At 61.0% G+C, this 23,488-nt stretch carries 24 protein-coding genes and 1 tRNA gene; 12 read left to right on the top strand and 13 right to left on the bottom strand.

The features are described from left to right. Positions 1-3 precede the first annotated feature (3 nt). Positions 4-297 (bottom strand): hypothetical protein, encoded by a 294-nt coding sequence (locus PCA20602_RS13325; protein ID WP_150721615.1) that lies wholly within the window; start codon positions 295-297, stop codon positions 4-6. 137 nt (positions 298-434) lie between these two features. Here PCA20602_RS13325 and PCA20602_RS13320 point away from each other — a divergent pair, with 137 nt between their 5' ends. After that, on the top strand, positions 435-665 hold the full coding sequence (locus tag PCA20602_RS13320; RefSeq protein WP_150721614.1) for a DUF4224 domain-containing protein: 231 nt from the start codon (positions 435-437) through the stop codon (positions 663-665). After that, entirely contained in the window at positions 628-1,824 is a 1,197-nt protein-coding gene (locus PCA20602_RS13315; protein ID WP_174981087.1) for a site-specific integrase, read from the top strand. The genes PCA20602_RS13320 and PCA20602_RS13315 overlap by 38 nt, the downstream gene beginning before the upstream one ends. 731 nt (positions 1,825-2,555) lie before the next feature. Here the strand turns inward: PCA20602_RS13315 and PCA20602_RS13310 are convergent. Both PCA20602_RS13310 and PCA20602_RS13305 read right to left on the bottom strand, forming a co-directional pair. Next, positions 2,556-2,876 carry a cellulose synthase gene (locus PCA20602_RS13310; protein ID WP_150721612.1) on the bottom strand — a complete coding sequence of 107 codons (321 nt, stop codon included), beginning with the start codon at positions 2,874-2,876 and terminating at the stop codon, positions 2,556-2,558. A 587-nt stretch (positions 2,877-3,463) separates the two neighbouring features. Then, on the bottom strand, positions 3,464-3,766 hold the full coding sequence (locus tag PCA20602_RS13305; RefSeq protein ID WP_150721611.1) for a hypothetical protein: 303 nt from the start codon (positions 3,764-3,766) through the stop codon (positions 3,464-3,466). A 204-nt stretch (positions 3,767-3,970) separates the two neighbouring features. Here PCA20602_RS13305 and PCA20602_RS26280 point away from each other — a divergent pair, with 204 nt between their 5' ends. Further along, the gene (locus tag PCA20602_RS26280; protein WP_150721610.1) at positions 3,971-4,357 is read left to right on the top strand and encodes a type II toxin-antitoxin system ParD family antitoxin; all 387 of its coding nucleotides are present in this window, start codon (positions 3,971-3,973) and stop codon (positions 4,355-4,357) included. 127 nt (positions 4,358-4,484) lie between these two features. Here PCA20602_RS26280 and dusA read toward each other — a convergent pair whose 3' ends face one another. Further along, a complete protein-coding gene (gene dusA, locus PCA20602_RS13295; RefSeq protein ID WP_150721609.1) occupies positions 4,485-5,498 on the bottom strand; it encodes a tRNA dihydrouridine(20/20a) synthase DusA in 1,014 nt (337 codons plus the stop codon). Between the two features lie 267 nt (positions 5,499-5,765). Here dusA and PCA20602_RS13290 point away from each other — a divergent pair, with 267 nt between their 5' ends. Then, positions 5,766-6,650 carry an EamA family transporter gene (locus PCA20602_RS13290; protein WP_150721608.1) on the top strand — a complete coding sequence of 295 codons (885 nt, stop codon included), beginning with the start codon at positions 5,766-5,768 and terminating at the stop codon, positions 6,648-6,650. Here the strand turns inward: PCA20602_RS13290 and PCA20602_RS13285 are convergent. Then, positions 6,619-7,083 (bottom strand): GNAT family N-acetyltransferase, encoded by a 465-nt coding sequence (locus PCA20602_RS13285; RefSeq protein ID WP_150721607.1) that lies wholly within the window; start codon positions 7,081-7,083, stop codon positions 6,619-6,621. The two genes, PCA20602_RS13290 and PCA20602_RS13285, sit on opposite strands and share 32 nt — an antisense overlap. Before the next feature lie 178 nt (positions 7,084-7,261). After that, positions 7,262-7,338: transfer RNA gene (locus tag PCA20602_RS13280), tRNA-Met, on the bottom strand. A 210-nt stretch (positions 7,339-7,548) separates the two neighbouring features. Here PCA20602_RS13280 and PCA20602_RS13275 point away from each other — a divergent pair. The 6 genes from PCA20602_RS13275 to PCA20602_RS13250 all read left to right on the top strand — a co-directional run bounded on the left by PCA20602_RS13275 (position 7,549) and on the right by PCA20602_RS13250 (position 12,679). After that, on the top strand, positions 7,549-8,160 hold the full coding sequence (locus tag PCA20602_RS13275) for an NUDIX hydrolase (RefSeq protein ID WP_246182158.1): 612 nt from the start codon (positions 7,549-7,551) through the stop codon (positions 8,158-8,160). 95 nt (positions 8,161-8,255) lie between these two features. Continuing rightward, positions 8,256-9,014 (top strand): leucyl/phenylalanyl-tRNA--protein transferase, encoded by a 759-nt coding sequence (gene aat, locus PCA20602_RS13270; protein ID WP_150721605.1) that lies wholly within the window; start codon positions 8,256-8,258, stop codon positions 9,012-9,014. Positions 9,015-9,016: 2 nt separating this feature from the next. Then, positions 9,017-9,802, top strand: coding sequence for an arginyltransferase (locus tag PCA20602_RS13265; protein ID WP_069344450.1), 786 nt, complete (start codon positions 9,017-9,019; stop codon positions 9,800-9,802). Positions 9,803-9,987: 185 nt separating this feature from the next. Continuing rightward, positions 9,988-11,016, top strand: a complete 1,029-nt coding sequence (locus tag PCA20602_RS13260) for a quinone-dependent dihydroorotate dehydrogenase (RefSeq protein ID WP_150721604.1) — start codon at positions 9,988-9,990, stop codon at positions 11,014-11,016. A 59-nt stretch (positions 11,017-11,075) separates the two neighbouring features. After that, complete coding sequence (locus PCA20602_RS13255) at positions 11,076-11,873, top strand: transporter substrate-binding domain-containing protein (protein WP_150721603.1); 798 nt, start codon at positions 11,076-11,078, stop codon at positions 11,871-11,873. A gap of 146 nt (positions 11,874-12,019) precedes the next feature. Beyond that, positions 12,020-12,679, top strand: a complete 660-nt coding sequence (locus tag PCA20602_RS13250; protein ID WP_069344453.1) for an amino acid ABC transporter permease — start codon at positions 12,020-12,022, stop codon at positions 12,677-12,679. A gap of 110 nt (positions 12,680-12,789) precedes the next feature. Here the strand turns inward: PCA20602_RS13250 and PCA20602_RS13245 are convergent, their stop codons facing one another. The 3 genes from PCA20602_RS13245 to PCA20602_RS13235 all read right to left on the bottom strand — a co-directional run bounded on the left by PCA20602_RS13245 (position 12,790) and on the right by PCA20602_RS13235 (position 16,601). Beyond that, a complete protein-coding gene (locus tag PCA20602_RS13245; protein WP_069344454.1) occupies positions 12,790-14,199 on the bottom strand; it encodes a lactate utilization protein B in 1,410 nt (469 codons plus the stop codon). 107 nt (positions 14,200-14,306) lie between these two features. Then, a complete protein-coding gene (locus PCA20602_RS13240) occupies positions 14,307-15,032 on the bottom strand; it encodes a (Fe-S)-binding protein (RefSeq protein WP_150721602.1) in 726 nt (241 codons plus the stop codon). A gap of 90 nt (positions 15,033-15,122) precedes the next feature. Further along, a complete protein-coding gene (locus PCA20602_RS13235; protein ID WP_150721601.1) occupies positions 15,123-16,601 on the bottom strand; it encodes a hypothetical protein in 1,479 nt (492 codons plus the stop codon). 260 nt (positions 16,602-16,861) lie between these two features. Here PCA20602_RS13235 and PCA20602_RS13230 point away from each other — a divergent pair, with 260 nt between their 5' ends. Further along, positions 16,862-17,686, top strand: coding sequence for an IclR family transcriptional regulator (locus tag PCA20602_RS13230; protein WP_069344457.1), 825 nt, complete (start codon positions 16,862-16,864; stop codon positions 17,684-17,686). A gap of 74 nt (positions 17,687-17,760) precedes the next feature. Here the strand turns inward: PCA20602_RS13230 and pbpG are convergent, their stop codons facing one another. The 4 genes from pbpG to PCA20602_RS13210 all read right to left on the bottom strand — a co-directional run bounded on the left by pbpG (position 17,761) and on the right by PCA20602_RS13210 (position 22,139). Continuing rightward, a complete protein-coding gene (gene pbpG, locus PCA20602_RS13225) occupies positions 17,761-19,026 on the bottom strand; it encodes a D-alanyl-D-alanine endopeptidase (RefSeq protein WP_069344458.1) in 1,266 nt (421 codons plus the stop codon). 188 nt (positions 19,027-19,214) lie between these two features. Next, the gene (locus PCA20602_RS13220; protein WP_150721600.1) at positions 19,215-20,042 is read right to left on the bottom strand and encodes a nitroreductase; all 828 of its coding nucleotides are present in this window, start codon (positions 20,040-20,042) and stop codon (positions 19,215-19,217) included. Positions 20,043-20,184: 142 nt separating this feature from the next. Continuing rightward, positions 20,185-21,120, bottom strand: a complete 936-nt coding sequence (locus PCA20602_RS13215) for a DMT family transporter (RefSeq protein ID WP_150721599.1) — start codon at positions 21,118-21,120, stop codon at positions 20,185-20,187. A 68-nt stretch (positions 21,121-21,188) separates the two neighbouring features. Beyond that, a complete protein-coding gene (locus tag PCA20602_RS13210) occupies positions 21,189-22,139 on the bottom strand; it encodes a histone deacetylase family protein (protein ID WP_150721598.1) in 951 nt (316 codons plus the stop codon). A gap of 505 nt (positions 22,140-22,644) precedes the next feature. Between PCA20602_RS13210 and PCA20602_RS13205 the strand changes: the two genes are divergently transcribed. Then, positions 22,645-23,205, top strand: coding sequence for a phasin family protein (locus PCA20602_RS13205; protein ID WP_069344463.1), 561 nt, complete (start codon positions 22,645-22,647; stop codon positions 23,203-23,205). The last annotated feature ends 283 nt before the right edge of the window (positions 23,206-23,488 follow it).

The following is a 23,488-nucleotide window of genomic DNA, read 5'->3' as shown; positions in this document are numbered from 1 at the left end:
GGGTCAGCAGCCAACGAGCCGGTGATCGATCGCCAGCCGAACCTCTTCGATAAGCGCACCCTGGATCTCGTCCAGCGACTCGGACTTCGCCAGCTTCATCTCGCGTGAACCGAACGGCTCAATAAGCTCGACGCCATCAAACGGGGTAACCCTGATGGTCACGTCCCAAGTGGTAGCACTGTCGACGACTTGGATGGCGACGGTGCAGCCGCGATAAACGAAGTTGATGGGGGGCATGTTGTAAGCGGCTTCGAAGATTGGCCTGACAACAATGATAGTACGTAAGGGCGCAGTCATACGAATTGCGCCGACAGATTTGGGAATTTGGACGTAAGCGCCGCCGGCGCTCGATTGGATAGCGGGGACGCCCTTGTTAGCGCGTCCCCGTTTGCATTTTGAAGCGCGGGCGACCGCACGAACATGGGAATTGAGCGATGAGTGATTATCTGTCCGCACACGAGCTCGCAGACCTTATCGGATGCCAGCCGAATCAGCGTTCACGCATGATGCGGTGGCTCGATGACCACCGCTGGCGATATGTGGTCGACAGCCACGGACTGCCAAAGGTGGCGCGAGCCTACCGCAACAAAAAACTCGGAATTACCGAAGACAGCGCGAGCACCAAGCATGATCAAACGCCGAACCTCCTCGCCTTCGCCTCGTAAAGAGGTCGTCCCGGGCTTTGATCGCCTACGGAAATATGTTGGCAAGAACACCGTGTCCTTTTACTACCGGCACATCGACGAGAAGAGTGAGCGCCTATCGAAGGCGCCCCGCGGTGATCGGGCTGCCATCGCTGAAGCCGAAAACCTCGCGAAACAGCGAGCGCTTGAAATCAAGGCCGGTGTAATCACGGCCGGCACCGTTGCTGAGGCCGTGCAGCGCTTTCGGCGTGAAGAGGACCGCCGCCACTTCCGAGATCAATCGCGAGACGGGGCCAGCTCGCGCAAGACACGATACGAGCACCTGGTGAGGTTTTTCGGCGGCATGGCGCCGAGCGCGCTGAAGATGGTCCACGGTTACCAATATCTTGACGCCCGCCGGAACGCTGGTGTCGCTGCGACTGCGAACAAGGACATGGCCCTCATGCAGACCATGTGCAACTACTGGGTGCGATGGGGACTGATTGAGGCGAACCCGTTCATCGGTCTAATGCTTAATCAGTACGACAGTGAAGTGCGGACCGTGACCCGATCGCAGGTCGTTCGCTTCTATCTCTGGGGGTTGAAACAGCCGCAGTCATTCCGCACGGCCGGTCTGGCGGCCATGTTCACGTACCTAACGGGCTTTCGTGCCGCCGAAGTTCGCCCGTTTCACATGTCCGGCATTACTTCGGACGGGGTTCTGGTCGAAAGCGCCAAACGGAAAAAAGGGGAACGGGCAGTAAGCAAACTGCGTGCATGGTCCCCCCGGCTGCGTGCAGTCGTCGAACGAGCAAAACTGGACCGCAAGACGGCGAGCGTATTTCTGTTTCCCACCGGGCGCGGTGCGGCTTACACGAAGTCGGGTTGGAACTCGATCTGGCAAGACGCGATGTACACGTACATCGGACGCCGGGATCCGGCGATCGCGGCTGAGTTCACGGCCAAGAAGGCAGCGGAGGCGGCAAAGCGCCGCAAGCAATCGGGTGTGGTCGAGGTGCCGCTAACCATTACGAAGCATCCCGACTACTTTGCCCTGCTCGACATTCGGCCGGCGGCGATCACGGCAAAGCTCGAACAGCGGTCCGCCGATTCGTACGACTTCGCCGCACACGCGAACCCATCGACAACACACAAACACTACGATCGACGCCTAGTGAAGCGCGCCACCGCGACCGAGTAATTTGCCAATTTTTCTCACACGGCAGAGGGGAGACGGGAGGACTGGAATTTTTCCCGGCTCCCGTCTGAAACCACGCGAATACGTGGTGAAAAAAGTCGCCGTAGCGGGAAAATATTTTTCCTAATCAATTGAATTAATTGAGAAATCCTCTATTCAAGCGCTGGATTGTGATTCCAGTCGTCGTGGGTTCGAGTCCCATCGGTCACCCCAAAATTCAATGCATTCCCGGGTAGCACCCACTTCGTTTGTCAACAAACCTCCCCGTTTTTTCAATTTCCTCACTTTGTTGGTGACGCCCTTCTCACGCGTCGGCGATCATGGTGACGCATCGTTGTGCCCCGGTCCGCGTGCGCAGCGAAGTCAAACACATCGGCCTCACGGCGCTCGAGTTTTTCCGTGATCGCAACGGGACGGCCATCATTCAACGTGAAATACGCGGGATGCCCAGCGATAAGATAACTCGCTCGCTTCCCGGGGGCGGTCCACTCAGCACGCACAGCAGGATCAAATGACGCGATCCATGCGAACTGCGCGTCCTGCCAGCCGCCGTCCCCAACCGCTACATGCCTGCCCTTTCCGATTGCCGAAGAGGGCCACGCCCGGAAATTTGCGCTCGCTTGACGACCAGTTGCAAACGCAGCGACCACGTTCGCAACTTCATACCTTATCCTCGCCACGCTTTCGCTTGGCAATCTCGACGATTACGTGGAGCGACGTGAGATGACGCAAAGTTACGCGGCAGCAGCGGCAGAAGCTTTGGTGGTAGCGGTTGGGCGCGTACTACTTACGTAGGACTCCAACGCTACAATGCTCGGGACAAGTGAGCCCTCCATCGATCGCGCGAGAATGACCTCTGCGAAGTAGTCGCCTTTGCCTGCGTCCTTCACAGCGTCCAGGAGTGTGAGGGTGCCTACTACGGCGTCTTCGCCTTCACTGGTGTTCTGCCAAAGGACACCCTCTGCAATGCGCATGTCGTAGTGACAGCCGGTCTTGCTGGAGATGCTCTCGCGTCGAGTGACGTCGAGGTTGGTGAGTTCTTGTTCGCTGGGCATTCGTCGGACTTCCTGTGAAAACGAATGTATGGGTCTTTGGGATTGGGATGAGTCCGAAATGCGAGGGCGAATAAATGAGCTAGCGGACGTTGAGCTTGATCCGCGAAAGCCGTGGGTCGACATGGAGATCCAAACGGGAATCAACGGACGACGTTGGCAAAACGTTGCCAGGTGGCAGCAGCGGGCCAGTGACGACATGCTTGAAGCGAGCAGGTACACATCACCGACGCTGGCGCGCATCGGAAGGGGAACAATTGAAGCGACTTTTAGCTACGCAATGCTCGACATATGACCGTCATACCGTTCAGAAAATTCTCTCTACTCAGCCGTGTCCGTCGAAGGCTTTTTCGACGAAGGCGCGCGAACAGCTTGGCGTTACGGCCCTTGGACCGGGCCAAGACGTATTACAACCCCAAGCAATTTCGGCGTCAAAGATAGGGACGTCCGATTGGGCGCTGGCAAAGTCGTCATGACGAGTGCGCTGATGCACCTAGTGGCAGCGGTCGCATCTTGATTTTTGAAGTTCGCGTACGGGACTGATGAAAGGTGATACGCGGGGACCGCCGATATTGACGGCCCCACAGGTTTTACCCCTTCACTTCGGGGGGGCAGCCGTTACCACGTGAGTAAAGAATGATGCTCGGACTAACCGTTCTGTCCGACGAGACCACCGCATGCGCGAACGTGTCGAAGTAGATCGCATGCTCCGGATCTGTCACAGGTGCTTTCTTTATCTCCTTGCTCGTCGCATCCCACTCAAAGCCTAGGTACTTCCTCTGCTGGTAGAACCAGACGACATGCCCTGGGCGTGGCAGCGTCTCAGGGATCTCGAATCCATTGTCTCCCCCATTGCCATTGCCCTTTCCGCTGTCACCATTCGAAGTGCTCATAAAGGCCCCCAATGATTTAGGTAGATTCAGCCGGCAAACCGGCCAATTCCATCATCGCAGCAGTGCCGGACCTTGAGTTTCAGCAAACTCCGAATAAATTTTTCGATGCGTCGACTCTCGAAATGCACCGACAAGACGCGAAAACGAATTTGATAAGCGCGCTAGAGCGGCCACCAACCCAGCCAACTCGAACCAGAGGAAATCATGATCAGTGCTGAACTCGGGCAAACGCTTGAGAGCTACGTTGCCGAGCGAGTCGAGAAGGGCCAGTACGGCTCGAAGAGTGAGGTATTGCGCGAGGGCGTCCGGCTTGTTCAGGACCGGAAAACGCAGTTTGCCGCGCCGGGCGCCGTCATCGAGAAGAGCATCGCCGATGCCGAAGCCGGTCGGGGTCAGCCTGCCGCCGACGTGTTCGACCGCCTTGAGAAGAAGTATCAGGCCGTTCGCGTTCCCGGTTGTACCGCCCGGCGGGCGGTTCGGCCTCCGTCACCGCGTCTACGGCAACGATCAAATCTTCTATCGTGTGGTCGAATCGATGTCGTCCACATCCTGCACAGCGCGCGAAATTACGCTGTGATCTTGTTTCCCTGAGCACGCCGAGCCTCGGTATGCGATGTCTTAGCGAGGCATCGCATACCCAACCTCTGCGCACCGCCCAAATCGCGCGCGATGCCCAAGAACCGAAGTCGCGATACGGCGTTGCGCCGAGCTCGATCCATCACATCACCGCTACCGACACGTCGTCGTCACGCTCGGCAAATGCGGCCGCACGCAATTGCGCACGCGCCTCTTCGAACGCACCGACACCCGCTTTGAGACGCTTCGGATCTGACAACACACGACGCCAGCCACGCGCGCCCGGCACACCGCGATACAACCCCAGTGCATGACGCGTGATCGCCCCCAGATACTGCCCCTTTTCGACCTGCGATGCGGCATATTCGATGAGCGCATCCTCGACCTCCTCGCGCGACTTCGACGGTGACGCATCGCCATAGAAACGCGCGTCGACTTCGGCCAGCACGTAGGGGTTGTGATACGCCTCACGGCCGAGCATCACCCCATCGACGTGCTGCAGATGCTGCTCGACTTCGTCGAGCGTCTTCACGCCGCCGTTGATCAGAATCTCGAGATGCGGGAAGACTTGCTTGAGACGATAGGCGTAGTCGTACTTCAGCGGCGGAATCTCACGATTCTCCTTCGGGCTCAGCCCTTTGAGAATGGCATTGCGTGCGTGAACGATGAATGTGGTGCAGCCGGCCTCGGCGATCTTGCCCACAAAGTCCTCGACGAACGAGAAAGATTCGACATCGTCGATCCCGATGCGATGCTTGACCGTCACCGGCACTTGCACAACGTCGCGCATTGCCTTCACACAATCGGCGACGAGCGACGGCTCGGCCATCAGACAGGCGCCGAACGCACCGCGCTGGACTCGCTCCGACGGGCAGCCGCAATTCAGATTGATTTCGTCATACCCCCACTGCTCGCCAAGCTTCGCGGCCCGCGCCAGATCCTGCGGCTCGCTGCCGCCCAGTTGCAACGCCACGGGATGCTCCACCGCATCGAAGTCGAGATGACGCGCAACATCCCCATGCAACAACGCACCGGTCGTCACCATCTCGGTATAGAGCCACGTGTGACGCGACAACTGACGGTGGAAAACGCGACAGTGCGAATCGGTCCAATCCATCATCGGTGCGACGCTGACGCGGCGGGCAGGCAAGCTCATGCAAATCCTCTGATACGGCAAACGCTGTTGTGAATGCCATTCACAAACGACATCGAACAGAACAGCGCGTCTTAATAAATGTAGCCGAAAGTATACGTCATGCCCTTATCGGGCGTCGGACTTGGGTGTGCGGAACCTCCGAGAACCAGGCACCGCAACATCCCCACTATCCGACAGCTTTTCGGCACCACATGTCGACGCACCGGGAGTACACTTCGTTGTCTATTTTGATAACAAGTTAATTAATACCGCGCTAGGAGACACCTCATGACACCGAAGGACCTGTTGCAGGCACTGATCGTCGTACTCGCCTGGGGCGTCAACTTCGTTGTCATCAAGGTCGGTCTACATGGCGTGCCGCCGATGTTGCTAGGCGCGCTTCGATTCCTGCTCGCCGCATTCCCAGCGATCTTCTTCATCAAGCGTCCGCAGATTCCATTGCGATGGCTCGTCGCGTATGGCGCAACGATTTCGTTCGGTCAGTTCGCCCTGCTGTTCACTGCAATGTATGTCGGCATGCCGGCCGGACTGGCGTCGCTGGTGCTGCAAGCGCAAGCCTTTTTCACTCTGGGACTCGCGGTGATTTGCCTCGGCGAACGCTTCCGCGCGCAAAACGTCTTCGGATTGCTGATCGCAGCAGCCGGCCTCGCCGTCATCGGCATGCAAGGCGGCGGCGCCATGACACTGATCGGCTTCGTGCTGACGCTATGCGCCTCGCTCAGTTGGGCGACGGGCAATATCGTGACGAAGAAGATCGGCAACGTCGATCTGGTTGGCCTCGTCGTCTGGGCTAGCCTGATTCCACCGATTCCCTTCGCCCTGCTCTCCTACTGGTTCGAAGGCCCCGAACAAATCGCGAATTCGCTGACACACATCTCCGGGTCGTCGATTTTCGCGATCGCCTATCTCGCCTTCATTGCCACACTCGTCGGCTACTCCCTGTGGGGGCGCCTGATGACGCGCTACCCCGCCAGTCAGGTCGCGCCGTTTTCGCTGCTCGTTCCGATCATCGGGCTGGCGTCAGCAGCACTGCTACTCGACGAAACGCTCACGCGCGCGCAAATCTGGGGCGCAGCGCTCGTCATGGCAGGCCTCGTGGTCAACGTCTTCGGCGCGAAGATCAAACAACGTCTGCTGCCGGCTTCGCAGTAGCAAGCCGCATGTGCAACAACGGAAACGGTCGACCCTGACCGTCAAGCGCCGAGCGCCCTGTCACTTCGAATCCCTCGCGCCGGTAAAACGCCAGCGCTTGCGGATTCTGCTCGTTGACGTCGACGCTCATACAGTCGAGCTCGCGCACCGCATAGGCAAGTAGCGCCGCACCGATCCCCTGCCGACGCACCTCGGGCGCCACGAACAGCATCTCCACATTGCCCGGCGACGCACCGAGAAATCCGCGAATGGCACCTGCGTCGTCACGGAAGACGCGCAAGGTCACTGCCGCCAGATACTCGTGGCGGATTTTCGGACGCAGCCACGCGATGTCTTCGTCGCTCAGAAAATCATGCGTCGCCCGTACAGAGGCTTCCCAAAGCTCGGTGATGACGTCGAACTCGCTTTCGTTTGCAGTGAAGATGCCGGACATGAAGTGCCCTGTCGTTGGATGTCGATTGATTGAGATACCCGCGTACGAACGTGCTCACCACACGACGAAGCGACGTGCAGCGCAACATGATCACAGCAGCGAATGCGCAAATACGCGCAAATGGCAAAAACTGAAACGCAAAAAGCCTGATTTCTTGGGGAAATCAGGCTTTCGAATTTGGTTGCGGGGACAGGATTTGAACCTGTGACCTTCGGGTTATGAGCCCGACGAGCTGCCAGACTGCTCCACCCCGCGTCTGAAGAATTAGATTATATGACAATTGCCATCGCAGTGCAACATGACCGGCTGAATATTTTTCCAGTCGCCGTCCGCACATCGATGAAAACGGCGCGCAAGCCGACGTGCGTCCCGATACCACGGGTTATCCCGGCACCGGATGTGCGTCGCCGCACAGCGCGCGTCGCCGATGATACACTCGCAGCAACCATGAACCGACGTCCTCTCATCCAATTCTGCTCCGCCTGCGGCCACCCGGTCGAGTTGCGCATCCCGCCCGGCGACAATCGCGAGCGGCATGTCTGCACACACTGCGGCACCATTCACTATCAGAACCCGCGCAACGTGCTTGGCACGGTGCCTGTGTGGGGCGATCAGGTGTTATTGTGCAAGCGCGCCATCGAACCGCGACTCGGTTACTGGACGCTCCCCGCAGGCTTCATGGAAATTGGCGAGACGACAGCCCAGGCCGCCGCGCGCGAGACGCTGGAGGAGGCCGGCGCCATCGTCGACGTAGGCGCCCTGTTCTCCGTACTCAACGTGCCGCACGTGAGCCAGGTTCATATTTTCTATCTGGCACAGATGCGCGAGCCGCAGTTCGCCGCCGGTGAGGAAAGTCTCGAAGTCGCGCTCTTCTCGGAAGACGAGATTCCCTGGGACGACATCGCCTTTCCGACCGTCGCCAAAACGCTGCGCTTCTTCTTCGAAGATCGTCGCGCAGGGGCGTTCGGCGTGCACCTCGAAGCGTCGTCGGAAGTCGTACCCGGCACCCCGGTCCCGACGCTGTCCGTGCATACGGCGCACACCGAGGACATCCTCACGCCGATGCTGCGTGTCTAAGCGCACCGGCATTCGCGGCGCCTGCCCTCCCGATTTCGTCGACTTCATCGGATTGCCCATGACGTCGACGCCAAATCCGCAAAGCTAACGTCGTCATGGTCGTCTGGCTCGAAGCAAACGATCCCTTCCCAAGCGTGGACGAAGCGCTCGACGCCTCAAGCGACGCGCCAGGACTGCTCGCCGCCGGGCTCGACCTCTCGCCTCAGCGTCTGCTTGCCGCCTATCGGCAAGGCATCTTCCCCTGGTACTCGCAAGGACAACCCGTGCTGTGGTGGAGTCCCGATCCGCGGATGGTGTTGCGGCCCGAGAGCTTCGTCGTCAGTCACAACTTCCGCAAATTGCTGCGTCGCGTGCTGCGCGAAGATGCTTGGGAAATCCGTCTCGACGCCGACTTCCCCGCCGTCATGCAGGCTTGCGCGCAAGCCCCGCGTCGCGGACAAGACGGCACGTGGATCACGCCCGCCATCGTTGCCGCCTACCGCGCGCTACACGATGCCGGACTCGCGCACAGCGTGGAAACGTTCTACGAAGGCGAGCGTGTCGGCGGCCTGTACGGTGTGGCGCTCGGGCGCATGTTCTACGGCGAATCGATGTTTGCCAAGCGTAACGACGCGTCGAAAATCGCCCTCGCCGCCCTCGTCGCGTTTGCACGCACACACGCAATAGAGGTGATAGACTGCCAGCAAAGTACCGCTCACCTGGCGTCGCTCGGCGGGGGTGAAATTCCCCGCCAGACATTTCTGGCCCATGTGAAAAAGGCGGTCATGGCCCCCGCGCCGGTCTGGCGTCTGGATAAACAGATGCTCAGCGCACTGGCCTACGGTAACGCAGCAGACAAGGCTCACGAGGTTTAGCAGTGACCCATCCGAACGAACTGCCGCTCTCTCCGCTGTCCGCCCTTCAGTTCTACGCAACGGCGCCCTATCCCTGTAGCTATCTAGACAACCATACGGCACGCTCGCAGGTTGCCACCCCCAGTCATCTGATCAATTCGGACGTCTACAGCGAACTTGTGCGCGCGGGCTTTCGCCGCAGCGGCGTGTTCACCTATCGTCCCTATTGCGACGGCTGCCGCGCCTGTGTTCCCGTGCGCGTGCCCATTGCACGCTTCGTTCCGAATCGCACGCAGCGGCGGATCTGGAAGCGCCACGCATCGCTCGCCGTCAACGTCTCCGGGCTTCACTACACCGAGGAGCACTACCAGCTCTACATGCGCTACCAGTCGCGACGGCACGCCGGCGGCGGCATGGATCACGACAGCCGCGAGCAGTACGAGCAGTTCCTGCTGCAAAGCCGCGTGAACTCCCGCCTCGTGGAATTTCGCGAACCACCCGGCCATCAGGGCGCGGGCACGCTGCGCATGATCAGCATGGTCGACATCCTCAGCGACGGGCTATCGTCGGTCTACACGTTCTTCGATCCGGACGTCGAAGGTGCGTCATACGGCACGTACAACATCCTCTGGCAAATCGAGCAGGCGCGTGCGCTCGGCTTACCGAACGTCTATCTCGGCTACTGGATCCAGCAGAGCCGGAAGATGGTCTACAAGGCCAATTTCCGCCCCCTGCAAGGCCTGATCGACGGCCAATGGCAAGACATGCCCGACGCCATGCTCGATGCAGCGGGTCAGGCGGATCAGTAAGCCCCTTCGCAATCCCTGGTCGATGCGGCGTGTCTGCGACACATCCATTGTCGGCAGTGCGCACCGCGTTCATTTCGCGACGGAACTTACGCAAATTGAGAGTACGCAGAGCGTAGAAAAAGACGCGCTCCGCGCCCGGGATACCGGTAAAATGGCGATTTTCCGATTCTGCCGAACCCGACATCGTGCTTGCGCCTCTCTATCCTCTGGCCCGTCGCGCCCTGTTCTGTCTTGATGCCGAACAGGCTCACCACCTGACGCTGGCCACGCTGCGTGGCGTCGCCGCGCTCGGCCTCTCTGGCCTCGTCGGCCAGACGCTGCCCGAAGACCCACGCACGGTGATGGGCATCCGCTTCCCGAACCCGGTCGGCCTTGCCGCCGGCCTCGACAAGGACGGCAGTTGCATCGACGGCCTCGCCGCCCTCGGCTTCGGCTTCGTCGAAGTGGGAACGGTCACACCGCGCCCGCAATCCGGCAACCCGAAGCCCCGCATTTTCCGTCTGCCGCAAGCCGAGGCGATCATCAACCGCATGGGCTTCAACAACGGCGGCGTCGAGCAATTTCTCCAGAACGTGCAGTCGGCCCGCTACAAGGGTCCGCTGGGCCTGAACATCGGTAAGAATGCCGACACGCCCATCGAGCGCGCCGTCGACGACTATCTCATCTGCCTCGAGAAGGTCTATCCGTACGCAACTTACGTGACGGTGAACATCTCGTCGCCCAACACCAAGAATCTGCGTCAATTGCAAGGCGGCGACGAACTCGACGCCTTGCTCGGCAAGCTCAAGGACAAACAGCGCGCGCTGTCTGATCGTCACGGCAAGTACGTGCCGATCGCACTGAAGATTGCCCCGGACCTCGACGACGAACAGATCAAGGTGATCGCGGGCACGCTCACGCGCCACGGCTTCGATGGTGTGATCGCGACGAATACCACGCTCTCTCGCGAAGCCGTCGCCGGTCTGCCGAACGCCAACGAAACCGGCGGCCTGTCGGGACGCCCCGTGTTCGACGCCTCGAATCGCGTGATCCGCGCCCTGGCGACCGAGTTGGGCGGCGCGTTGCCAATCATCGGTGTGGGCGGCATTCTGTCGGGCGCGGACGCGCAGGCGAAGCTCGATGCGGGCGCCAGTCTGGTACAGGTGTACAGCGGCCTGATTTACCGCGGCCCCGAGCTGGTGCGAGAATGCGTGCAAGCGCTGCGTACGGTCTGACAGGTCGAACGTTGGCGCCCCATCATCCGCCTCATCTGCCAAAGGGAAAACCAGACACTATGAAATCCTGGCTCAAGACGCTTTGCCTCGTACCGCTCGCCGCCGCAGCACTCATCGGTACGTCGCCGGCCCGCGCCGCCGACCTGCTCGACACCGTGAAGTCGGCGGGCGTGCTCAAGATCGGCATCGAAGGCACCTACCCGCCGTTCAACTACCGCGACAAGAGCGGTCAGCTCGACGGCTTCGACGTGGATGTCGCTAAAGCCGTGGCACAACGCCTCGGTGTGAAGCCCCAGTTCGTCACGACGGAATGGAGCGGCATCATCGGCGGCCTTCAGGCCGGCAAGTTCGACGTCATCGTCAATCAGGTCGCGATCACCGACGAGCGCAAGAAGTCGCTGGACTTCAGCGAGCCGTACACGTATTCGGCAGCCCAACTGATTCGCCGTAAAGACGACAAGCGCCCGTTCGCCACGCTCGACGCGCTCAAGGGCCACAAGCTGGGCGTGAGTCTTGGCAGCAACTACGACACGATGGCCAAGGCCGTGCCGGGCATCGACGTGCGTACGTATCCGGGCGCGCCCGAGTATCTCGCCGACCTCGCCGCCGGCCGTGTCGACGCTGCCCTCAACGATCAGTTGATGATGGCCTACCTGCTCGAGAACGCGAAGCTGCCGCTCGAAGCCGGCGCCGTGCTGCCCGGCACCAATCAGGCCGTCGGCATTCCGTTCAAGAAGAACAATCCGAAGTTTGCGAAAGCCATTAACGACGCGCTGACGGCCATGAAGCAAGACGGCTCGCTCGCCAAGCTCTCGCAGAAGTGGTTCGGCAAGGATACGTCCAAGCCGGCGCAGTAAAACGCAAGCCGCGTAGCGATAATCTTCGGCCGTCGGACCGCCATGACGCCCGACGCCGGAGATGACCCCACGGCCGGCATCACGCCCATCACGCGGATGCCGGCCGTCGTCTTTGCGCGCCACGACATATCATCAGACATCCCCCCATGAATCCATTCGAACTCGCTGCCCAATCCATGCCGGTGCTGTTGCAGGGCACCGTGCTCACGATCAAGTTCGCCTTGATGTCGATGGTGTTCGGCCTGGCGATCGGCATCATCGTGGCAATCATGGGCATCGGCAAAGTACGCGTGTTTCGCGGCATTGCGCGCGCCTACGTCAGCATCATGCGCGGCACGCCGCTGCTGGTACAGATCTTCGTGGTCTATTACGGTTTGCCGGGCATCGGCATCTCGCTCGACCCGACGCCCGCCGGCGTGCTCACCCTCAGCCTGAACGTGGGCGCGTATCTGTCGGAAAGCATGCGCGGCGCGCTCGAAGGCATGCCTCGCGGGCAATGGCTTGCGGCGTATAGCCTCGGTCTGTCGTACTGGCAGACGCTGCGCTACATCATTGCGCCGCAAGCGCTGCGCATGGCCGTGCCGAGTCTTGGCAATAGCCTGATCAGCCTGATCAAGGATACGTCGCTCGTGTCCGTCATTACCGTGACGGAATTGCTGCGCTCGGCGCAGGAAGTGATCGCGTCGACGTATCAGCCGCTACCGCTCTACCTCGCGTGCGCCGCCATTTACTGGGTACTATCGACGGGACTGTCGGCCCTGCAACGTCGCATCGAAAAACGCCTCGCCCTGCCCGCTCGAACCTGACGGTTACGCAGGCGACGTAAAAAAAGCTGGCGCTCCCACAGGAAGCCAGCTTTTTTCATTTCGGCGAAGGCACTTTGGCAGCGCCGCCGCGAATTCGCTACGTCGCAGACTCAACGCGGTGCGCGACGCTCGCGATACATCGCACGGAACGTCTTGCCGCTCGGCGCCGGCATCTCACGCGTATCGGTCCAGCCACCGGCAAGCGGCAGCTTCGAGATGCTGCCGCGATCGCGCCCCATCCGCCGCAGCGCCCACGACCCGAGGCTCGAGAGCGTTGCATACAGACGCGGACGCCGAGCCGCAAATGCCCACGCCGCCAACGCCGCGCGCTCCTGCCACGGACGCAACCCGCGATCCACCTGACGCTCACGCAGCTTGCGCAACAGATCCGAAATCGGAATGCCGACCGGGCAGACCCGATTGCACTCACCGCACAGCGTTGCCGCCTGCGGCAGATCGAGCGTCTTTTCCAGACCGACGTAGCTCGGCGTGAGCACCGACCCCATCGGCCCCGGATACACCCATCCATACGCATGGCCGCCGATCTTCTGATACACCGGGCAGTGGTTCATGCACGCACCGCAACGAATGCAGCGCAGCATCTCCTGAAACGCGCCACCGATCAGCCCCGAACGGCCGCCGTCGACGAGCACGAAATACATGTGATCGGGACCGTCGACTTCTCCTTCTGCGCGCGTGCCGGTGAGTAACGAGAAGTAGTTCGACGTGCCCTGCCCCGTCGCCGAACGTGGCAGCAATCGCATGGCGGTCGCCAGATCTTCGAGCGTCGGGAGTACCTTCTCGATGCCCGTCACGGCGACGTGAACACGCGGCATGATCGTGCACATGCCTTCGTTGCCCTCGTTGGTCACCACGGCAACGGAACCGGTCTCTGCCACGAGGAAGTTACCGCCGGTCACGCCCATGTCAGCCGACAGAAACTGCGGACGCAGCATCTCGCGCGCCTCGCGCGTCATCAACGGAATTTCCGTCAGACGCGGCTTCTGGTGCACGCGCGCGAACAGATCGGCAACCTCGTCCTTGTCCTTGTGGACGACCGGCGCAATGATGTGCGACGGCGGCTCGTTGTCGTTGATCTGCAAGATGTACTCGCCAAGGTCCGTCTCGACGGACTGCACGCCCATATCGGCAAGCACCTTGTTGAGTTGCAGCTCTTCGGTGACCATCGACTTCGACTTGATCACCTTCTTGACGTCGTGCTTGCGGGCGATCTCGGCGATCAGACGCGCGGCGTCCTGCGTCGACTCGGCGAACAGCACGGTGGCGCCGCGTCGCGTCGCTTCGCGCTCGAAGATGCCCAGCCAGACGTCCAGATTCTCGATGCCACGATTGCGCCGCTCCTTGAGCGCCTCACGGGTGGCTTCGAAATCAATTTCCTCGATGGCGGCGGCACGCGCCGTCACGAACTTGGTTGAGAGTTTCTTGAGGTTGGCTTGCAGACGCTGGTCCGCGAGCTTTTGCCCGGCGCGCGCCTTGAATTGCATCGATTGAACTTGCATCGCGACTCACGAGAAGCGAAGACCGGACGCGCCAGCGACATCAGCAACGCGCATGGGCCCGGAGATCGGTTGGATCGGAAAAAGAGCGGCGTGTTTATGCATCGCGCTCATGCGTCCCCGGCGAGCACCTGGGCGATGTGCAGCACGCGCGTTTTCGTATCACCGGTGCGACGCAGACGCCCTTCGATGTTCAGCATGCAGCCCAGGTCGCCCAGCACCACAGCCGGTGCACCGCTCGCCGCAATGTTGGCGCACTTCTCGTCGACGATAGCTGTCGAGATGTTGCCGTACTTGAGCGCGAACGTACCGCCGAAGCCGCAGCACGCCTGACAGTCCTTCATCTCGGTCATCCTCACGCCCGGCATTTTCGCCAGCAGCGCGCGCGGCTGCGTCTTCACGCCGAGCTCACGCAGGCCGGAGCAGGAATCGTGATACGTCACTTCACCGTTGTAATCGCCCGGCACGGTGTCGATGTGAAGCACGTTCACGAGGAAGTCCGTCAGTTCGTAGACGCGCGGGCGCAGACGTTCGTAGCGCCCCATCAGTTCGGGGTCGTCGGCAAAGAGATCGCCGTAGTGCGCCTTGACCATGCCGCCGCACGATCCCGACGGCACGACCACGTAGTCGAAGGATTCGAATTCGTCGAGGAATTTTTGGGCGAGATCGCGGGCGATGGCCCGCTCGCCGGAGTTGTAGCCCGGCTGGCCGCAACAAGTCTGGGAATCGGGAATCACGACCTCGCAGCCGGCTGTCTCAAGCAGCTTGAGCGTAGAGAAACCGATCTCCGGGCGCATCATGTCGATCAGACATGTGACAAACAGTCCGACGCGCATTGGGGGAATCCTCTTTTCGGGAATAATGCGCCATTATAAGTCGCTGGGCCGCACCGGCCCAGCGTGGATTCCCGCATGCCGCGTGAGCGCTTATGCCATGTGCGGCACGTTCTTGCTGTAGTAGCCCCAGGAATTCGCGCGCGACGGCGGCATCCGGTCGGACGCAAGGGCGGTAGCTTCCGGCGACGCCTGCCGGCCACACGAATGCGCGCGCTGTGCCTCCGCTACAGCGCGCAGATCGGCGCTCATCGCGTCCATCCGGTCGGTGAGCGAATCGCGCAGCCTGTCCACCTTGTCGGAGACGTCGCCGACTCTTCGGTCCACCTTCTCAGAGACGTCGTCGATTCTTCGGCCCAACGTGTCAGAGACGTTGCCGATGCTTCGCCCCATCCCGTCAACCTTGGCAGAGAGGTCGTCAATGCTTCGCCCCATCCCGTCCACCTTGGCAGAGAGGTCGTCGATTCTTCGATCCATCCCATCCACCTTGTCAGAGAGACCGCCAACCCTTCGATCCATCCCCTCCACCTTGCCAGAGACGTCGCCGATTCTTCGATCCATACCGTCCAACTTCTGCTCGACGCCCGACATTCTGTGCTCAAGACCGCGCAAGTCACGGGACATCTCCTGCTGTCCTTCCATGAGATTGCCGAGACGATTCCACACCATGTCGTCCAGACGCTGCGAAGTTTTCGCCTGAATACCCTCAAGATACGTTCTCATTTCCGTCTCCTCATTTCGTAATAGTTGCTTCGTTGACTCCAACAGGCTCTCCGTCGCCTTCCACCCACGCTCGCGATCGAATCCGCGGATACTCCCCAGACTCACAATGCGGATGAGCATCGTCACCGCAAATCCGATCACGGCAATCACCAGACCTACCTTTGCAAGCGCCAGTGCCGCAACAGTCGCCGCCACCAGATACAAACCGCCCGAAAGCGAAAATCGCTTGCCGTAATGCTTCTTGTCGGGCCAGACCTGCCTGGACGCCAGCGCTGCCGCTCGGCGGGCATCGGCAAGGCACCGGCTGATCTGCGCAATCGCCACGGCGCAATCCGCCTTGACGTCGGCATAGGCCGCTCGCTCGTCGCAGACGCCGGCGAATATCCTGGCTTCCAGTTGGGCAGCACGATCGCGTAGTCGTGTGCAATGCTCAATGGCCTCCTCCTCTTTCAGCAGCACGTCGTCGAGACGCGCCAGAATCTCGCGAAAGCGTTTCGCGGATGGCGTCAGGTGCTCCGGATGCCGAACCTCCAACTGATCGCGAACCCGCGAGTACACCCCGTGTTGAGCAATCGACGATCGGTACCGCCAGCACCCATCCCACAACCCACCCTTCCAGTAGCCGGACGTCGCTTTCCTGAATGCCTTCTGAAAAGACGCCTCCAGCTCACCGATATCGTGGGTACTCATCCCGAGACGAGACCTTGCGTTGGCGATACTGGCGAACCTTCCGGCGATTTCGGCCCGCGTCCCGGCAATGGACGCGCCCACGCCGGCGTCAACGCGCTGCATCCGCTTCTGCCCCACTGGCCACTTCGCGACCGCCGGTGCGTACACATACCCGAACATGCGCAACACCTCCGTTTTGACGCGTCGACCACTCACGTTGCAACGCAGGGGTCAGGCGTCGTTGATGAAGTAGGGAGGCATGCTAGCGACGCGCGATTCGGGCCACTTTCGGTTTCGGCACCCAGATACTGCAACTTCGACGCATCCCTTGTGGAAGTCACATCCGGCGTCGCGTTTTCGCAGAAGTCCTCTACAGGAAGGGTGCGAATTTTTCACAATATGATATAGAATTGATGCTATACGAAACTCGGCCCTACCTCATGAAAGACGACACCAGTCAAAGCACGGAGTCGCGCACGTCCATTCAGGTAATCGAGCGCATGATGCGTCTGCTCGATGCACTTGCCGGTCATGCCGATCCCGTCAGCCTCAAGGAGTTGGCGCAAGCCACTGAACTTCATCCATCCACCGCGCACCGCATCCTGAACGACATGGTGGCGTGCCGCTTCGTCGATCGTTGCGATCCGGGGACCTACCGTCTCGGCATGCGTCTGCTCGAACTCGGCAATCTGGTCAAAGCGCGCCTGTCGGTACGCGACGCCGCCCTCACGCCGATGCGCGGGCTGCACCGTATCACGGGGCAGACGGTCAATCTGTCGGTACGCCAGGGGGACGAAATCGTCTACATCGAGCGCGCCTACAGCGAGCGCTCGGGCATGCAGGTCGTGCGCGCCATCGGGGGCCACGCGCCGTTGCATCTCACCTCCGTCGGCAAGCTGTTTCTTGCGGCCGACGAAGCCTCACGCGTGCGCGCCTATGCGACACGCACCGGACTCTCGGGTCACACGCGCAACAGCATCACCGACCTGCAAAAGCTCGAACGCGAGCTGACGCACGTCCGCAAATCGGGATATGCGCGCGATAACGAGGAACTTGAGTTAGGGGTGCGATGCATCGCTGCCGGGATTTATGACGACAGCGGCAAGCTGGTCGCGGGACTGTCGCTATCCGCACCGGCCGACCGATTGCAAGATGCCTGGCTCGCGAATCTGAACGAGACGGCGCTGCAAATCTCGTCGTCACTCGGCTTCCATGCCCCCAATCCAGACACGAACGGCCTGTCGCAAATGGCGACGGTGGAGTAGAGCAAAAGGTGCAAAACAAAAGGCGCTCCCGAGGGAGCGCCTTTCTTTTGATGCCGGGTCGCTGACGCGTCGAATTACAGCGCGTGACCGTTGTTGGTCGCAACCTGTGCCGTCGGCACGTTACCTGCGGTGCGCTGCGGCGTAGCGCCGCCACCTTCCAGCAGCCACTTACGAACGCGCGTGGCGTCTGCGAAGCGCGAATACTTGCCCGTCGAGTCGAGCAGAATCATGATCACCGGGCGGCCTTCGACGTTCGCCTGCATCACGAGACACTGACCGGCTTCGTTGATGTAGCCCGTCTTCTGCAAGCCGATTTCCCAACCCGAATGACCGATCAGGTGGTTGGTGCTGACGTAATGCAATTCGCGACGACCGGTGTTGACGTCGTAGTTACTGTCCGTTGAGAAACGACGAATCATCGGGTACTGATACGCAGCCTTGACCATCTTCACGAGGTCACGCGCGCTCGATACGTTCTGACTCGACAGGCCCGTCGGATCGTTGAAGTGCGTGTCGTTCATGCCGAGTTGCTTCGCCTTGGCGTTCATCGCGGCGAGGAACGCCGGACGGCCACCCGGGAAGTAACGCGACAGTGCAGCAGCCGCACGGTTTTCCGACGACATCAGCGCAATGTGCAGCATGTCTTCGCGCGACAGACGCGAGCCCACCGACAGGCGCGAGCCCGTGCCCTTCTCGTAGTCGCGATCTTCGTCGGTCACTTCCATGACGTCCGTCATCGGGACACCCGCGTCGAGCGACACCATGGCCGTCATCAGCTTCGAGATCGAAGCGATCGGCAGCACCGCTTGCGAATTCTTGTCGAACAGCGATTCACCCGTGCGTTCGTCGACGACATACGCGACGGAGGAGCGCAGCGCGAGCGCATCGGGCGTCTCATGCAGGCCGAAGGCACGGCCCGTCGACAGACGCTCCGGTGCTTGCGGTGCAAAGTTGACGGTGCGATACGACGTCACGACACGGCGCTTGCCGTTCTTGTAGACGACGCGTTTGACGGCGACCTTTTTCGCTGCGGGCCCGTCGTCTTCGACGGCGGCGAGCTTGCGTGCCTTGCCGTTGACCTTCGCGCTCTTCACTTCACGAGCGGCAGGTGTGGCGGCGGCACGCTTGGCACCGGATTTGGACGTAGCAACGGCTTTCGTCGCCTTGGGATTCGCGCACGCGCGTTTCTGGGCAGCAGTCTTGGCCGTCTTCGAGCAATCGCTCGTCTTACCGGCGGCGTGAACGACTGCCGGGGCACCGGCGGCGAGCGAGATCGCCACGACGGCAGCACCCCAGAGACGGGAGCGGCACAGACGCGCAAGGGTGGTGATCGCGTACATAGATTGGGAGTAGCGTAAGGTTGGCAGGCAACGAGTTTGGGAGAAGTTTAGTAACTTCCGAAAAAATAAGCAATATGAATGACTTAGCTGAAATACTTAAACCGGCATCTGGCAGTTTTGTGCAGCGCAACGCGCTCAATTCCACATTTGCCACATTTTGCCAAATAACGCCAACCGCTTGATATTCGTCAGGTCAGGAAGTGCGCCCACTCCTGGAGGGGCGCACGCTCGGTGACGAGACCGTTTTCAACGGCATTCGGGTCCGCGTAACCCAACGCCATGCCGCATACCACCATCCGGGTCTCCGGCAAACGCAGCTCGTCGGCAATGACCTGGTGGAACGTGGCAAACGCCGCTTGCGGACAGGTATCCAGCCCGCGCGCCCGTGCCGCAATCATCACACCTTGCAGGAACATGCCGTAGTCAAGCCAACTGCCCTGCTCCAGATGCCGGTCGATGGTGAAAATCAACCCGACCGGCGCGTCGAAGAACGTGAAGTTGCGCGCGTGCTGACCATGCATCCTCGCCTTGTCCGCGCGTCCGATGCCCAGCAAGCCGTACAGATCCCACCCCACTTTGCGACGCCGCGCCTGATACGGCTCGGTCCACTCGCGTGGGTAGTACGCGTACTCCTCCTGATGCATCAATCGCTGCGCCGGGTCGTTGAACGCTTCCAGCAGGCGCGACGTCAACCGCTTCAGCGCATCGCCCGAAAGCGCGTACGTCTGCCATGGCTGGATGTTGCTGCCCGATGGAGCACGCGACGCAACCGACAGGATGTCCGCCACGGTCGCCTGCGGCACCGGCGTCGGCAGATAGGCACGAATCGATCGACGGCTGCGAATGGCCTCGTCGACATATTCCACGCGCAACCCCGCGTTATCGTTGACAGCCGGGGGATGCGTACTTTCCCCAGCCTCCGGCGGCACGTGGATGTTCGCCGCGCTCGACGCGCTAGAAATATCGGTGGCGCTCGACGCGCGGGAGGCGTCAGCGGACTCAGCGGAGTTAGGCATGGCAGGAACGTTTGCAGAGATAGCGGAATCAGCGGTGGACGTTGTTGCCGACGTAGCGGCTGTACGCGGATCTGGGTGTTTCATAACGCTTCGTTGCTTCGTTGACGGCTGACGGCAAAGAGGGAGCGACGTGGCGCGACGCTCATGAGGTCGAGGGCGCCGCCCGGCGCTCGATCACGAGCGCAACGCCCAACGCGGCCACAATCATCCCCGCCGCACTCAGCGGGGATAACGTCTCGCCGAACAACAACCACGCCATGACGGCCGTGGTCGGGGGCGTCAGATACATCAGACTGGAAACCTTGGTCGCCGCCCCTCGACGAATCAGCAGGAACAGCAGCGAGATGGCGCCGATGGAGAGCGCAAGCACCGACCACGCCAGAGCGCCGATCATCTCCGCGTTCCAGCGCACCTGCATCGTCTCCAGCGCCCATGCGGCGGGCAACGTCACCAGGAATGCGGCACCGAATTGCACCACCGTGCCCACACGCAGATCGAAGTGCGAGCAAAAGCGTTTCTGGTACAGCGTACCGGCCGTAATCGCAACCAGACTGAGCACGCACAGCGCGATCACCCCCACCCCGACGCCGCGTACGCCCACCTTGTTGGCCACCACCAGGCCGACCCCGATGAAGCCGCACAGCAGCCCCAGCCATTGACGGCGCGACACAGGTTCACCGACAACACGCGCGAAAAGCGCGGTCAGAAGCGGTTGAATGCCAACGATCAATGCCGCCAACCCTGCGGGCGCCCCGTGTTTGATCGCCGCCCAGACACCACCGAGATACACCGCCTGAATCAGAATGCCGGAGATCGCGAGATGCGCAATTAACGGCCAGTCAATGCGCTCGGCGCGAACTGTCGTCACCTCGCGGACATTCCCCTCCAGCCCATGCCGCATCGGCCACGGCGTGCGCGTCAACCACATGATCGGCAACATCACCACTAGCGTGCAACCGTAGCGCCAGGTAAGAAACGTCAGCGGTTCGGCATTGGGCATGCCGTACTTGGCCACGATGAATCCCGTGCTCCAGATCAGCACGAACCACCACGGCATGGTCGCCGTCCAGATGGCCATTCGCCCGCTCCTCGTCGATTCAACAGCGGCGGGATGGGATGTAGGGGACGGGTTCATTCGAGGCTCACTCATGCGTACATCCCGCCTGACGACGCGCGATCTTCGCCACGGCTGCTCCAGTTGATCCGGGCGAACTGGCTGGCAAGCCGGATCGTTGCAAAGTGCGCCGCCACGGTCTGCCCGATGTCGCGTCCGTAGCCTCCTGCCATCGCTATCGCGACCGGCAAACCGCGCTCTGCGCACGCCGTCAGCACTCGATGGTCGCGTGCGAGCAGGCCGTCGTGCGTGAGCGCGAGGCGTCCGAGACGGTCATTTTCCAGCGGATCGGCGCCGGCAAGATAGATCGCGAGTGTCGGCGTGAATTGCGCAAATAAGTCAGTGAGCGCGTGGCCGAGCGCGACGAGGTATTCGTCGTCGCCGCAGCCATCGGGCAATGCCACGTCGAGATCGCCGGTCGCCTTGTGAAAAGGGTAGTTGTGCTCGCCGTGCAGCGACAGCGTAAAGACACTCGGGTCGTGCTCGAAGATGGCAGCGGTGCCGTTACCCTGATGCACATCGAGGTCGATGATCGCCACGCGTGTGCCCGGTCCGAGTTCCGCTTGCATCGCGCGGGCCGCCACGGCGGCATCGTTGAAGACACAGAAGCCCTCACCTCGGTCAGCGTAGGCATGATGCGTGCCCCCGGCAAGGTTGGCCGCCACGCCGTCGATCAGGGCCGCACGGCACGCGGCGACCGTTGCGCCGGCCGAGCGACGCGACCGTTCGACCATCTGCAGCGACCAGGGAAACCCGATACTGCGCTGCTCTTTCGGATCCAGCTCACCTGCACCTACTCGTGCGACGTACTCAGCCGAATGGACACGACCGAGCATCGTATCGTCAGCAGGCAACGCTTCGGCGAGCTCGACCTGGGGTAATTCACGCGCAACGCGCTCGCGCAAGCGCGCGTACTTTTCCATAGGGAACCGGTGACCCGGCGGCAATGGCAGGACGAAATGATCGCTGTAGAACGCTTGCATCGATGCAGGTGGCCGACGGTGATGGCGCGCGAAAAGCGTTGAATGACAGCGGCACTGGCGAACGGCAATCGCGAAGCCTTCCTCTAAACGAGGGTCGGTAACATGCGCGTAGCCGTCCTGCCAGTGCCGGAACTCATCGATATTACCATCGCCCGACAAGGGACGCGGGGCGCCAGAATGGTGCAAATCGATGGGGTAAATTCGGTGCAAAGCCGCATCCACCAACGATTTGCCACGGATGACAGATTCGCCGCAACGCGGTGTCACATCGTCGCCACGGGATCCCAAGCTTTTGATTTCTTAAGTCTTTATTGAATTTGTGCGCCGCACAAAAATAGCTTGACAGTCACAAAAATATCTCTACACTTGCAATTGTGCGATGCACAAAAGAAATCGCACCGAATTTGAGAAGGCCCCAACCGTGGTTTCACCGCCATAAGGTGAGAACCAACGAGCGAACACGGAGTGGGTCCATATGCTGTGTAAGACACCATAGGAGAACGCCATGTCGTTTCTGACCCCCGAGCAACTCGCTGCCGCCCACAAAGCCAATCTGGAAACCCTCTTCGGTCTGACCAACAAAGCCTTCGAAGGCGTTGAGAAGCTGGTCGAGCTGAACCTGCAAGCCGTGAAGGCATCGCTGGCCGAGACCGCCTCGACCGCACAGAAGGCTTTCGCAGTGAAGGACGCCCAGGAGCTGCTCGCCCTGCAAGCCAACCTGGTTCAGCCGGCTGCCGAGAAGGCACTCGCTTACGGCCGTCACCTGTATGAAATCGCTTCGTCGACGCAAGCCGAAGTGACCAAGGTCGCCGAAGCCCAACTGGCGGAAGGCTCGCACAACGTGCAAGCCCTGTTCGACAATCTGGCCAAGAACGCCCCGGCCGGTTCGGAGTCGGCAGTTGCGCTGGCCAAGTCGGCACTGTCCGCCGCCAACAGCGCGTTCGACAGCGTGCAGAAGGCAACCAAGCAAGCCGTTGAAATCGCCGAAACGAACTTCGCTGCTGCGACCAGCGTCGCCTCGAAGGCTGCGGCTCAGGCTTCGCGTGCTGCCACTGCCAAGAAGTAATCGATAGCGCCCCTGCATTGAGGAGGGACGCCCTCCGCAAGTCACCATCGTTGTAGCGGTGGCCCGAGCGGAAGCCACGCCCAGTTGTCTCCTCGGTACCGCAGGTACCTTTCGGACCCGGCCTTGCGCCGGGTTTTCTTTTGGGTGTGCGATGCGATCGCCATGTCGTCGAATGACCGAACCGCCCTGCGCCCCTCCCCCCCCCCGGCACACTCATCGCACAATAAAAAACCGTCACCCCGGATTGGGATGACGGTTTTTTCACGCTGCCATCGGCAGTCCT

The sequence above is a fragment of the Pandoraea capi genome (assembly GCF_902459735.1).
GTDB classification, from domain to species: Bacteria; Pseudomonadota; Gammaproteobacteria; order Burkholderiales; family Burkholderiaceae; genus Pandoraea; species Pandoraea capi.
This window is presented reverse-complemented; position numbering and strand designations above follow the sequence as displayed.